The organism is Microbacterium sp. B24 (assembly GCF_000333415.1).
Taxonomy (GTDB): Bacteria; Actinomycetota; Actinomycetes; order Actinomycetales; family Microbacteriaceae; genus Microbacterium.
The window spans coordinates 1-12,343 of record NZ_BADB01000064.1; the positions used below are offsets into that span (position 1 = coordinate 1).

Sequence of the window (12,343 nt, forward strand, 5' to 3'; positions counted from 1 at the left end):
AGCTCGGTCCCGGGGATCCTCTAGAGTCCGCGGCGTGGTGACGTACGTCCGCATGGTCGACGGCAAGCTCGAGCCGCGCGAGCGCATCCAGATGATGTCCACGCGCGCGACGCACGACCTGCTCGAGATCGGTGTCTCCAGCCCCGAGCCGGTTCCGACCCGGGGCCTCGGCGTCGGCGAAGTGGGCTACCTGATCACCGGCGTGAAGGACGTGCGCCAGTCGAAGGTCGGCGACACGATCACCAACCACCGCAAGCCCGCGAGCGAAGCCCTGGCCGGCTACACCGACCCCAAGCCGATGGTGTTCAGCGGGATCTACCCGATCGACGGCAGCGACTACGCCGACCTGCGTGAGGCGCTGGACAAGTTGAAGCTGTCGGACGCCTCGCTGCAGTACGAGCCGGAGACCTCCGTCGCCCTGGGCTTCGGATTCCGCTGCGGGTTCCTGGGCCTGCTGCACCTGGAGATCATCACGGAGCGCCTGTCGCGCGAGTTCGGCCTCGACCTCATCACCACGGCACCCTCGGTGACGTACGAGGTCACGACCGACACGGGCGAGTCGGTCACGGTCACCAACCCGAGCGAGTACCCCGACGGGCGCGTCGCGAGTGTCTCCGAGCCGGTCGTCAAGGTCGGCATCCTGTTGCCCAAGGATTACGTGGGCACGGTGATGGAGCTCTGCCAGCAGCGCCGCGGAACGCTCCTCGGCATGGAATACCTCAGTGAGGACCGGGTCGAGCTGCGCTACAACATGCCGCTCGGCGAGATCGTCTTCGACTTCTTCGATCAACTGAAGTCCAAGACACAGGGCTACGCGAGCCTCGATTACGAGCCCGCCGGATCCCAGGAGGCCGATCTGGTCAAGGTCGACATCCTGCTGCAGGGTGAGAAGGTCGACGCGTTCAGCTCGATCGTCCACCGCGAGAAGGCGTACGCGTACGGCACTCTGATGACCGAACGCCTCCGCAAGCTCATTCCGCGCCAGCAGTTCGAGGTGCCCATCCAGGCCGCCATCGGCGCACGCATCATCGCGCGCGAGAACATCCGAGCCATCCGCAAGGACGTTCTCGCCAAGTGCTACGGCGGCGACATCACCCGTAAGCGCAAGCTGCTGGAGAAGCAGAAGGAGGGCAAGAAGCGCATGAAGATGGTCGGTCGTGTCGAGGTGCCCCAGGAAGCCTTCATCGCCGCGCTCTCCGGCGACGTCGAGGGCAAGGACAAGAAGTAGGCAGGACGCCCCGGTTAGGCTGGACATCATGCGTCGCGGAAGCTTTCAGGACGACACGGTCGACTATGCCGCCGTCGGCGCCACGCAGGCGCACGACCTCATGAGCTATCCGCCCGAGAACAGCGTTCCGGCGGAGGACTCCTGGCTGCTCGGCAGCGGGCAGGCGCGCTTCGAGTCATCGGCCGACGCGCTGCTCTCGTGGACGGCGCTGCGCGTGCGCGGGCTGGAGATCTCGGACGTGCGTCCGGCTGCCGGCCCGATGTACACGGGAGTCGGCTACGACGTCGACGGCAATCCGACGGTGGCGAGCCGCATGGACGCCGATCAGCGCTTCGACGCCGACGGCACGCCGTACGTCGCGGCGGGAACGACCGTGCGGGTGCGGGGACATGTCAAGGGCATGAACGCGGACGGTGAGCTGCGCGTCATCTACGCGATCGAAGAGCCGCGACGCGTGGGGTTTGCACTCGGAACCGTCGGGGACTCCGTCGTCAGCGGCGAGGAATCGTTCGTCGTGACCTGGGCGGACAACGACGAAGTCCGGTTCACGGTGCGCGCTTTCGACCGTCCCGTCGCCACGCTCTACCGCGTCGTTCCGGCTCTGGTGAAGCGTCGCCGGCGCGAGCTCTTCCGCGGGTACCTGCGCGCCCTCTCACCGCTGTACACGACGCCTGCCTGATGGGCTCCGCCCTTCCTCTCGGCGACCCCGCTCCGATCGACGGCGCGCTGCCGTCTGACATCGTGATCGATCCGGTCCGTGATTTCGGCGTGTACGTGCACGTGCCCTTCTGCCGCGTGCGCTGCGGCTACTGCGACTTCAACACCTACACGGCCACAGAGCTGCGTGGCGCTCGCCAGGACGCGTACGCCGACGAGGTTCTCCGCGAGATCGAGCTGTCACGGGGCGTGCTGTCACAGCAAGGGCCTCTGCGCGCGGCATCCACGGTGTTCTTCGGTGGCGGCACACCCACCTTGCTGCCGGCGGGGGATCTGGCCCGGATGCTCGACGGCATCCGGGCGGCATTCGCGCTGACGACCGATGCCGAGGTCACCGTCGAGGCCAATCCCGATACCGTGACCGTCGCGATGGCTCACGAGCTCGCCGAGGCCGGCGTGACCCGCATGTCGATTGGCATGCAGTCGGCCGTGCCGCACGTGCTGGCCGCCCTCGACCGCACCCACGACCCCGCCTCGGTGCAGACCGCGGTCCACGCGGCACGCGCGGCGGGCCTGGATGTGAGCGTCGATCTGATCTACGGTGCACCGGGGGAGTCGCTGGACGACTGGCGCCGCTCGATCGAGGCAGCCGTGGCGCTGCGACCGGATCACATCTCCGCGTACGCGCTCATCATCGAGGAGGGCACCAAGCTCGAGCGCCAGATCCGCCGCGGCGAGCTCGCCGCACCGGATGACGACCTCCAGGCCGACATGTACGAGCTGGCCGACGCGACGTTCGCCGCGAACGGATTCGGCTGGTACGAGGTGTCGAACTGGGCGACGGACACCGCCCACCGCTCTCGCCACAACCTCGCATACTGGCGCGGCACGGATTGGTGGGGCTACGGGCCGGGGGCGCACAGTCATGTCGACGGACTGCGATGGTGGAACGTCAAGCACCCCGCCGCATACGCGCAGCGCCTCGCCGCCGGCGCCTCTCCTGCGGCTGCTCGCGAGCGCCCGGATGCCGCCGCACGGCGACTCGAGGACGTCCTGCTGCGCTCGCGCATCGCGGAGGGCATCGCGGTGGCCGAGCTAACCGGCGAGGGCCGCCACGCGGTGGCCGCGCTCATCGCCGACGGGCTCATCGAGGGATCATCCGCCGTGCGCGGGCGCGTCGTCCTCACTCGCCGTGGACGTCTGCTGGCGGATGCCGTGGTGCGCGCCCTCACCGCCTGAGCACACGATCGCGGTAATATTGGCACTCGATCACCCTGAGTGCCAATAAGGAGGAGCGATGGTCTCGGAACGCGGCCTGCAGGTCCTCCGCGCGATCGTGCAGGATTACGTCGACACCCACGAGCCCGTCGGCAGCAAGGCGATCGTCGAACGGCACCAGTTCGGCGTGTCCGCCGCGACCATCCGCAACGACATGGCGCTCCTCGAGGACGAGGAGCTCATCGCAGCGCCGCACACGTCATCGGGACGCGTGCCCACCGACAAGGGATATCGCGTGTTCGTCGACCATCTCGCCGAGCTGCGCCCGCTGTCGGCGGCGCAGCGTTCGGCGATCTCGTCGTTCCTCACCGACCCGGGCGACCTCGACGAACTCTTGATGCGCACCGTGCGCGCCCTCACCCAGCTCACCGGCCAGGTCGCCATCGTGCAGTACCCGTCATTCGCCCGCGCGAACGTCACCCACGTCGAGTTCGTGCACCTAGGCGGAGCACGCGTCGTCGTCATCGTCGTCACCGACACCGGCCGGGTCTCCCAGCGCGTGGCCTTCCTCGCCGAGGAACTCACCGAAGAGGCCGCCCCGCAGGTCAAGACGGCGATCTCGCGGCTGGTCACGGGCAAGCCCGTCGCAGAGGCTGCGGCCGCGATCGTCGAGCTCTCGGCGTCGGCCCCCGACGGCACCCGCATCGACGCCGCGCTGCGCACCGTCGCGCGCATCGTCGGCGAGGAGCTGGAGGACTTCCGCCAGGACCGGCTCGTGATGGCCGGAAGCGCGACGCTCGCGCGGCGCGAGAGCGACTTCCGCGGGAGCATCTATCCGCTGCTGGAGGCCATCGAGGAGCAGGTCACCCTGCTGCGTCTGATGGGCGAGATGGTCGCCGACGAGCAGGGACTCGCGGTGAGCATCGGCCGGGAGAACGAGCCCTTCGGGCTCACGGAGGCCTCCGTCCTGACGAGCGAGTACGACGCGACGGGTGCACGCGCGCGCGTCGGCCTCCTCGGCCCCACCCGAATGGACTACCCCACCAACCTCGCGGCGGTCCGCGCCGTCGCGCACTATCTGAGCCGACTGCTCGACGAGGACGACACGTCCCGCTGAGCGATCCGCTCCCGAACACCGACCCGCGCCCGCAAGGGCAGGAAAGGCGATTGTGGCCGACCACTACGAAGTCCTGGGCGTATCCCGCGATGCGAGCCCCGACGAGATCAAGAAGGCGTATCGGCGTCTCGCGCGCGAACTGCACCCCGATGTCAACCCGGGAGCGGACGCGTCCGAGCGCTTCAAGCTCGTGACCCATGCCTACGACGTCCTCAGCGACCCGGAGCAGCGCCAGCGCTACGACATGGGCGGCGACAGCTCGCCCTTCGGCGGAGGCGGCGCGGGTTTCGGCGGCTTCGGCGACATCTTCGAGACCTTCTTCGGCGGCGGGGGAGCGCGCGCCGGCCGGCCGCGCTCGCGCCGTGAGCGCGGCCAGGATGCGCTGGTACGGGTGACCCTCGATCTCGGCGACGTCGTGTTCGGGACACACCGTGACATCGAGGTCGATACGGCGGTGCTGTGCGAGACGTGCCAGGGATCGTGCTGCCAGCCCGGGACGCAACCGGCGACCTGCGATATCTGCCACGGATCCGGTCAGGTGCAGCGCACCGTGCGCAGCCTCCTCGGCAACGTCGTCACCTCTCAGCCCTGCACCACCTGCCAGGGCTACGGCACCACGATCCCTTACCCGTGCGCGAGCTGCCAGGGCCAGGGCCGCGTCCGCGCGCGGCGGACGGTCTCGGTCGACATCCCCGGGGGCGTCGAGACCGGACTCCGCCTGCAGCTGCCGGGCTCCGGGGAGGTCGGCCCCGCGGGCGGTCCGAACGGCGATCTCTACCTCGAGGTCACCGTCGCCACCCACGAGGTCTTCAGCCGGGAGGGCGATGACCTGCTTGCCACCCTCGAAGTGTCGATGCCCGATGCGATCCTCGGCACGCACACCACGATCTCCTCGCTGGACGGCGACGTTGACCTCGAGGTGCGCCCCGGAGTGCAGTCCGGTGACGTCCTGACGATCAAGGGCCGCGGCATCACGCCCCTGCGCGGCGGCACCCGCGGCGACCTTCGGGTCGGCGTGCAGGTCGTCACGCCGACGAAGCTCGACGCCAAGGAGCGCGCACTCATCGAGGACTTCGCCAAGCGGACGAAGGCCCCGGCTCCCCGCCTGGCGCAGTTCCACCAGGGCATGTTCTCGAAGCTTCGCGACCGGTTCCGCGGCTGAGATGGCTCTGCACTTCCTCGTCGACGAGCCGTCGGCGGACGGGCCCGCCGTCGCCGACGCCGCTCCGGGCGACGAGATCATCATCGCCGGTGCCGAGGCTCATCACGCGGCGGTCGTGCGTCGCGTCCGCGTCGGCGAAGAGGTGACGGTGGGCGACGGTGCCGGCGTCTGGCTCACCGGTGTCGTCGCGGCATCCGCACCCAAACGCGTCGCGGTGACGGTGACCGCCCGCACCGTCGCCGCGTCACCCAGCCCGCGCCTCGTGCTCGCTCAGGCGCTTGCGAAAGGCGACCGCGACGAGCTCGCGGTGCAGGCGGCAACCGAGCTCGGCGTCGACGAGATCGTGCCGTGGCAGGGCGCGCGCAGCGTATCGCGCTGGAGCGACGACAAGGCCATCAAGGGCGTCGCACGCTGGCAGAGCATCGTCCGCGAAGCCGCCAAGCAGGCGCACCGCCCGTGGGTTCCGCGCGTGTCGGCGCCGGTGTCCGTCGCCGGCCTCGCCGCACGTGCCGCGGACGCGCGCGTTCTCGTGCTGGAGCCCACAGCCGCCACGGCCTTGAGCGCCGTCCCTGTGGCCGACGGCGCGGAGATCGTTCTCGTCGTCGGCCCCGAAGGCGGCATCGCTCCCGACGAACTCGACGCGCTCGCGGATGCCGGAGCCATCGCCGTCCGCCTCGGCGACACGGTGCTGCGCACCTCCACCGCGGGACCGGCTGCCCTCGCCGTGGTCAACGCCCGCCTCGGCCGCTGGTGACGGGCGCTGACTACACTCGGAGTATGAGCGAACCGTCCATCTTCACGCGCATCCTGGAGGGCGAGATCCCGGCCGAGATCCTTGCCGAGACCGAGAACGTGTTCGCGATCCGCGACATCGCACCACAGGCACCGGTGCACCTGCTGGTGATCCCCAAGAGCGCCGCCTACCGCGACGTCGTCGAGCTCGCCGCATCCGACCCGGCTCTCATGAGCGAGATGGTGGGGCTGGCGAACACGCTCGCCGCCGAACACGCCGACGGCGACTTCCGCCTCGTGTTCAACACCGGTCCGGCCGCCGGCCAGACCGTGTTCCACGTCCACGCGCACGTGCTCGCGGGAGGACTGGACGAGGGGAGCCTCGGTGGCTGATTCCACCGACGACGCGAACGCGACCGCACCCGCCGTCGACCGGATTCTCGCCGACGGCGTGGCGATGGTCCAGCTGCTCGGACCGCAGGACCGGCTGCTGCGGGTCGTGGAGCGCGAACACCCCGACGTGCAGGTGCACGTGCGCGGCAATGAGATCACACTGACCGGCCTTCCCGCCTCCGTCGCCCGCGCCCGCGCTCTGGTCGATGAGCTGATCGCCATGGCCCGCGCAGGTCAAGGTCTCGAACCCTCCGACGTGCAGACCTCGAACCGTATTCTCCGCGCCGACACCGGCGAACGCCCGTCAGAAGTGCTCGGCGAGGCGATCCTCAGCTCGCGCGGGCGCACGATCCGCCCGAAGACACTCGGTCAGAAGCGGTATGTCGACGCGATCGACGAGAACACGATCGTCTTCGGCATCGGTCCTGCCGGAACCGGAAAGACCTACCTCGCGATGGCGAAGGCCGTTCAGGCCCTGCAGCGCAAGGAAGTCGACCGCATCATTCTGACCAGACCGGCGGTGGAGGCGGGGGAGCGCCTGGGCTTTCTGCCCGGCACCCTGACCGACAAGATCGACCCGTACCTGCGCCCGCTCTACGACGCGCTCAACGAGATGATGGACCCCGAGATCGTCCCCAAGCTCATGGCGTCGGGCACGATCGAGGTCGCTCCGTTGGCGTACATGCGCGGGCGGACGCTCAACAACTCGTTCGTCGTCCTCGACGAGGCCCAGAACACGACGCCGGAGCAGATGAAGATGTTCCTCACACGTCTGGGCTTCGGCACCCACATGGTCGTGACCGGTGACATCACGCAGGTCGACCTGCCGCAAGGAGCCTCGGGGCTGCGGCTGGTCACCCGCGTGCTGAAGGACATCGACGACATCCACTTCGCGATGCTGACGAGTGAGGACGTGGTGCGCCACAGCCTCGTCGGCCGGATCGTCGACGCGTACAGCGTGTACGACGAGCAGCGTCTCGCCGCACGGCGAGAGCGCGACGAGGCCGCCGAGTTCGCCAACCGCGCCGAGCGCCGCAGCGGCATCCCGCGCTCCAGCGGACCGAGAGACCACCTGCCGCCCCGGGACAACCGGGGACACCAAGGCCCCCACGGAACACAGCGAGGACGCTCATGACCATCGAGATCACCAATGAGTCCGGCGTCGAGATCGACGAGACCGTGCTGCTGCGTCTGACCGAGAACAACCTCGCCGAGCTGCACGTCAGTCCGGATGCCGATGTCGCGATCCTCCTCGTCGACGAGGGCGCGATGGAGGCCCTGCACGTGCAGTGGATGGACGAACCGGGTCCCACCGATGTGCTCAGCTTCCCCATGGACGAGTTGCGACCGGGAACGCAGGAGCAGCCCACGCCGCCGGGTCTGCTGGGCGACATCGTGCTCTGCCCCCAGGTCGCCGAGACGCAGGCCCAGGCGGCGGGCCACACGACCGTCGACGAGCTGATCCTGCTCACCACGCACGGACTGCTGCACCTCCTGGGCTTCGATCACGCCGAGCCCGAGGAGGAGCGCGAGATGTTCGGTCTGCAGCGCGATCTGATTGCGGCATTCCACGCGTCGGAGCGCCGACGACGCGCATGACAGAGATCCTCCTCCTCATCGCGGCGGCCCTCCTGGTCGCGCTCGGCGGTCTGATGGCGGCGTTGGATGCGGCGCTCGGCGTCACCTCGCGCGCCGACCTCGCCGAGATGGCGACGACAGGACGCAGCGCGGCCGCTCTCGGCCGGATCGGCGCCGATCCCGAGGCGCACGGCAACGCCGTCGTATTCATCAGGATCCTCGCCGAGACGACGGCGGCCGTCGTCGTGACCGTGGCGTTCACGATCGCGTTCGACAGCATCTGGTGGGCCATGCTGGCCGCTGCGGTGCTGATGACCGTGGTGTCGTTCGTCCTGGTCGGGGCGAGCCCCCGCGCCGTGGGCCGCCAGCACGCGCGCGGACTGCTGCGGGCGTGCGCGCCGCTCGTGCGCGGCGCGCGCATCGTCCTCGGCCCTCTCGCGCACCTGCTCGTCATCGTCGGCAACCGGGTGACCCCCGGCATCCATCGCGGAGCGTCGTTCGCCAGCGAGGAGCAGTTGCTGAGCATGGTCGACGAGGCCGCGTCCCAGGACCTCATCGAAGAGGACGACCGCGAGCTCATCCACTCCGTGTTCGAGTTCACCGACACGTACGTGCGCGAGGTGATGGTTCCGCGCACCGACATGGTGACGATGGATGCCGCCGCCACCACGCAGCAGGCGATGCAGCTCTTCCTCGACAAGGGCGTCTCGCGCGTGCCCGTCGCCGACGGCGAGGCCGACGACATCACCGGCGTCGTCTACCTCAAAGACCTCGTGCAGTTCGCGTATCGCGACGAGACCGCATGGCGTGACGCGCCGGTCGCACAGATCGCCCGCCCCGCCGTCTTCGTCCCGGAGTCGATGAAGGCCGAAACGCTCCTGCAGCAGATGAAGCGGGATGCCGTGCATGTCTGTCTCGTCGTCGACGAGTACGGCGGCGTGTCGGGACTCGTGACCCTCGAAGACCTCATCGAGGAGCTCGTCGGCGAGATCTCCGACGAGTACGACGCCCGCTCCAACGAGATCGTCGACCTCGGCGAGGGACGTTTCCGCGTGAGCGCACGACTGGGACTCGACGAGGTCGGGGAGTTGTTCGGCATGGAGCTGGAGGACGAGGACGTCGACTCGATCGGCGGCCTGCTGGGCAAGCTGCTCGGCCGCGTGCCCCTGCCGGGGGCGACCGCGGAGTACTCCGGGCTGCGGCTGACGGGAGGGGCCTCCCGCGGACGCGGACGAGGCCTGGCCACCGTGTTCGTCGAACCCACCGACAGCCTGCTCGCCGTCGACGCCGCCTTCGGCGACGACAACCGCACCGATCGGGAGGACTCCCACCGATGACCGCCAGCCCGCAGACCCGCTCCGGGTTCGTCACCTTTGTCGGCCGACCCAACGTCGGCAAGTCCACGCTGACGAACGCCCTGGTGGGTGAGAAGGTCGCGATCACCTCCGACAAGCCACAGACGACGCGGCGCGCGATCCGCGGCATCGTCAACCGCCCCGCCGGCCAGCTCGTCATCGTCGACACCCCCGGCATCCACAAGCCGCGCACGCTGCTCGGCCAGCGCCTGAACGACCTCGTCGAGCAGGTCCTCGGCGACGTGGACGCGATCGGCTTCCTCGTGCCGGCCACGGAGAAGGTGGGTCCGGGCGACCGGCGTATCGCGGCATCCCTCGACGGGTACCCCCGCGCGAAGAAGGTCGCCATCGTCACGAAGACCGACATCGCATCGCGCGACGAGATCACCGAACGACTGATGGAGGTCGACAGTCTGCGCGAGGACTGGGATGCCGTCATCCCCCTCTCCGCCGTCGCGAACGAGCAGCTGGACGTGCTCGCCGACGAGCTGCTGACGCTCATGCCCGAAGGACCCGCCCTCTACGAGGACGGTGTCGTCACGGATGAGTCGCTGGAGGACCGCATCGCCGAGATCATCCGCGAGGCAGCGCTGGAAGGCGTTCGAGACGAACTGCCGCACTCGATCGCCGTCACGATCGACGACATCTCCCGCCGCGACGAGGGCGAGCTGACCGACATCTACGCGAACCTCGTCGTCGAGCGCGACAGCCAGAAGGCCATCATCATCGGGCACAAGGGCTCGCGCCTCGCGTCGGTCGGCGCGCGCGCCCGCGCCCAGATCGAACCGCTCGTGGGCACCAAGGTGTTCTTGAAGCTGCACGTGCGCGTCGCCAAGGAATGGCAACGCGATCCGAAGCAACTCGGAAGGCTGGGATTCTGACATGACGCACACGACGGCACGGCAGTGGCGGGCGGTACGGGCCGGTGGGCCCGAGACGTGGGAACTCGCCGAGGTCGAGGTTCCCGCCCCGGCCCCCGGAGAGGTGACGATCCGCGTGCGCGCGGCGGGCATGAACCCCGCCGACGCCAAGCACGTCGCCGCCGAGAACGGGCAGTCCTGGCCTGTGCCGATCGGGTACGAGGTGTCGGGCGAGATCACCGCGATCGGTCTCGATACGGAGATCGGGTCGGGACCCGCGGCGAAAGGTGACGAGGTCGTCGCCTTCCGCGTGCAGGGCGGCTATGCGACGGAGATGACGGTGGATGCCGCGAAGGTGTTCCACAAGCCCGAGCCGCTCAGCCATCCGGAGGCGGCGAATCTGCTGCTGACCGGCACGACCGCCGCGGAGATGCTGCACGTCGTCGCGGCGAAGCCGGGAGAGACGATCCTCCTGCACGGCGCGTCGGGTGCCGTGGGCGTCGCCGTGCTGCAGTTGGCGGCGCTGCGCGGCATCCATGTCATCGGCACGGCGGCCGAAAGCTCGTTCGAGCGCGTGCGGCGCTTCGGCGGCGAGCCCGTCGCCTACGGACCGGGGCTCTTCGAGCGGGCGGTCGCGATCGCCGGTGACGTCCCCATCGTCGCGGCGCTGGATGCTGTCGGGACGGATGAGGCCATCGACGTGTCGCTCGCGCTGGTCGCCGACCGTGCTCGGATCGTGACGATCGTGTCGCCGTCGCGGGCGAAAGCCGACGGATTCCACTGGATCGCCGGGGCACTGCCCGACAGCGCGCGCTTCCGCGACGCGGCGCGGGCAGGCCTGATCGCGGCCGCGAACGCCGGCACTCTGGCCGTCCCGGTGGCACGTACGTTCCCCCTCACCGATGCGCCTGCGGCGCTCGCCCTGTTGGCCGAGGGACACGCCGGGGGAGCCCTGGCACTGGTCCCGTGAGTTTCGTCGAGTTCGACGGACAGGTGTACGCTGTCCCTATGCGCGCGTTCGGCCTCCTTCTTAGCCGCCGCGACGAGACCTCGTTCTAGGGCCCTCCTCGTCGCGGAGCTTGTCATCGTCTGACACTCGGCCCGCACCATCTGACGAAGAGAAGCGAACCCCATGAAGAACATGCAGCAGCCTTCCGGCATGCCGATCCACAAGTACCGCCCGTTCCACGAGCAGATCCGCGTCGACCTGCCCGACCGCACCTGGCCCGATGCCCGCATCACGACGGCTCCGCGCTGGTGCGCCGTCGACCTGCGCGACGGCAATCAGGCCCTCATCGACCCGATGAGCCCCGAGCGCAAGCGCATCATGTTCGAGCTGCTCGTGGGCATGGGCTACAAGGAGATCGAGGTCGGCTTCCCCTCCGCGAGCCAGACCGACTTCGACTTCGTCCGTCAGCTGATCGAAGAGAACCTGATCCCCGACGACGTGACCATCCAGGTGCTGACGCAGGCGCGTGAGCACCTGATCGAGCGCACCTACGAGGCGATCGCCGGAGCGAAGCAGGCGATCGTGCACCTCTACAACTCGACGAGCGTCCTGCAGCGCGAGGTCGTCTTCCGCAGCGACAAGCAGGGCATCATCGACATCGCTCTGAACGGGGCACGGCTGTGCCGTGAGTTCGAGAAGCGCATCCCCGAGACCGCCGTGTACTACGAGTACTCGCCCGAGTCCTACACCGGCACCGAGTTGGAGTTCGCCGTCGACATCTGCAACCAGGTGATCGAGATCTTCGAGCCCACTCCTGAGCGCAAGGTCATCATCAACCTGCCGGCAACGGTCGAGATGGCCACGCCCAACGTCTATGCCGACTCGATCGAATGGATGGGCCGTCACCTCGCGCACCGCGAGAACGTCATCATCTCCCTGCACCCCCACAACGACCGCGGGACGGCCATCGCCGCCGCCGAGCTCGGCTACATGGCCGGAGCAGACCGCATCGAGGGCTGCCTGTTCGGAAACGGGGAGCGCACCGGCAACGTCGATCTCGTCGCGTTGGGCATCAACATGCTGACGCAGGGCAT

Annotated in this window: 13 protein-coding genes; all 13 read left to right on the forward strand. The window is 69.0% G+C overall.

Annotation, left to right across the window (positions count from 1 at the left end; all coding sequences use genetic code 11):
• On the forward strand, positions 1 to 1,228 hold a 1,228-nt coding region (gene lepA, locus I5I_RS01425), incomplete at its 5' end, for a translation elongation factor 4 (RefSeq protein WP_036315540.1).
• A gap of 28 nt (positions 1,229 to 1,256) precedes the next feature.
• Positions 1,257 to 1,907: a DUF1990 family protein gene (locus I5I_RS01430; protein ID WP_036315511.1), complete on the forward strand. Its 651-nt coding sequence runs from the start codon at positions 1,257 to 1,259 to the stop codon at positions 1,905 to 1,907.
• Positions 1,907 to 3,124 (forward strand): radical SAM family heme chaperone HemW, encoded by a 1,218-nt coding sequence (gene hemW, locus I5I_RS01435; RefSeq protein WP_036315513.1) that lies wholly within the window; start codon positions 1,907 to 1,909, stop codon positions 3,122 to 3,124. Before I5I_RS01430 ends, hemW begins: the two co-directional genes overlap by 1 nt.
• A 58-nt stretch (positions 3,125 to 3,182) precedes the next feature.
• Positions 3,183 to 4,220, forward strand: coding sequence for a heat-inducible transcriptional repressor HrcA (hrcA, locus tag I5I_RS01440; protein ID WP_036315520.1), 1,038 nt, complete (start codon positions 3,183 to 3,185; stop codon positions 4,218 to 4,220).
• A 52-nt stretch (positions 4,221 to 4,272) separates the two neighbouring features.
• On the forward strand, positions 4,273 to 5,382 hold the full coding sequence (dnaJ, locus tag I5I_RS01445) for a molecular chaperone DnaJ (protein ID WP_036315521.1): 1,110 nt from the start codon (positions 4,273 to 4,275) through the stop codon (positions 5,380 to 5,382).
• A 1-nt stretch (position 5,383) separates the two neighbouring features.
• Complete coding sequence (locus I5I_RS01450) at positions 5,384 to 6,136, forward strand: 16S rRNA (uracil(1498)-N(3))-methyltransferase (RefSeq protein WP_036315524.1); 753 nt, start codon at positions 5,384 to 5,386, stop codon at positions 6,134 to 6,136.
• Positions 6,137 to 6,159: 23 nt separating this feature from the next.
• The gene (locus I5I_RS01455) at positions 6,160 to 6,507 is read left to right on the forward strand and encodes an HIT domain-containing protein (RefSeq protein WP_036315526.1); all 348 of its coding nucleotides are present in this window, start codon (positions 6,160 to 6,162) and stop codon (positions 6,505 to 6,507) included.
• Positions 6,500 to 7,642, forward strand: a complete 1,143-nt coding sequence (locus tag I5I_RS01460; RefSeq protein WP_036315528.1) for a PhoH family protein — start codon at positions 6,500 to 6,502, stop codon at positions 7,640 to 7,642. Before I5I_RS01455 ends, I5I_RS01460 begins: the two co-directional genes overlap by 8 nt.
• Positions 7,639 to 8,106 carry an rRNA maturation RNase YbeY gene (ybeY, locus tag I5I_RS01465; protein ID WP_036315531.1) on the forward strand — a complete coding sequence of 156 codons (468 nt, stop codon included), beginning with the start codon at positions 7,639 to 7,641 and terminating at the stop codon, positions 8,104 to 8,106. Before I5I_RS01460 ends, ybeY begins: the two co-directional genes overlap by 4 nt.
• Positions 8,103 to 9,422 (forward strand): hemolysin family protein, encoded by a 1,320-nt coding sequence (locus I5I_RS01470; RefSeq protein WP_036315533.1) that lies wholly within the window; start codon positions 8,103 to 8,105, stop codon positions 9,420 to 9,422. Before ybeY ends, I5I_RS01470 begins: the two co-directional genes overlap by 4 nt.
• The gene (era, locus tag I5I_RS01475) at positions 9,419 to 10,321 is read left to right on the forward strand and encodes a GTPase Era (protein WP_036315535.1); all 903 of its coding nucleotides are present in this window, start codon (positions 9,419 to 9,421) and stop codon (positions 10,319 to 10,321) included. Before I5I_RS01470 ends, era begins: the two co-directional genes overlap by 4 nt.
• Before the next feature lies 1 nt (position 10,322).
• A complete protein-coding gene (locus I5I_RS01480; RefSeq protein ID WP_036315536.1) occupies positions 10,323 to 11,270 on the forward strand; it encodes a quinone oxidoreductase family protein in 948 nt (315 codons plus the stop codon).
• A 162-nt stretch (positions 11,271 to 11,432) separates the two neighbouring features.
• Positions 11,433 to 12,343 (forward strand): 2-isopropylmalate synthase (locus I5I_RS01485; protein ID WP_036315539.1); only part of this gene is annotated, 911 nt, incomplete at its 3' end.

Coding starts and splice junctions, on each gene's coding strand:
- I5I_RS01430 (WP_036315511.1), top strand. CDS start 1,257: ATGCGTCGCGGAAGCTTTCAGGACGACACGGTCGACTATGCCGCCGTC.
- hemW (WP_036315513.1), top strand. CDS start 1,907: ATGGGCTCCGCCCTTCCTCTCGGCGACCCCGCTCCGATCGACGGCGCG.
- hrcA (WP_036315520.1), top strand. CDS start 3,183: ATGGTCTCGGAACGCGGCCTGCAGGTCCTCCGCGCGATCGTGCAGGAT.
- I5I_RS01450 (WP_036315524.1), top strand. CDS start 5,384: ATGGCTCTGCACTTCCTCGTCGACGAGCCGTCGGCGGACGGGCCCGCC.
- I5I_RS01455 (WP_036315526.1), top strand. CDS start 6,160: ATGAGCGAACCGTCCATCTTCACGCGCATCCTGGAGGGCGAGATCCCG.
- ybeY (WP_036315531.1), top strand. CDS start 7,639: ATGACCATCGAGATCACCAATGAGTCCGGCGTCGAGATCGACGAGACC.
- I5I_RS01470 (WP_036315533.1), top strand. CDS start 8,103: ATGACAGAGATCCTCCTCCTCATCGCGGCGGCCCTCCTGGTCGCGCTC.
- era (WP_036315535.1), top strand. CDS start 9,419: ATGACCGCCAGCCCGCAGACCCGCTCCGGGTTCGTCACCTTTGTCGGC.
- I5I_RS01480 (WP_036315536.1), top strand. CDS start 10,323: ATGACGCACACGACGGCACGGCAGTGGCGGGCGGTACGGGCCGGTGGG.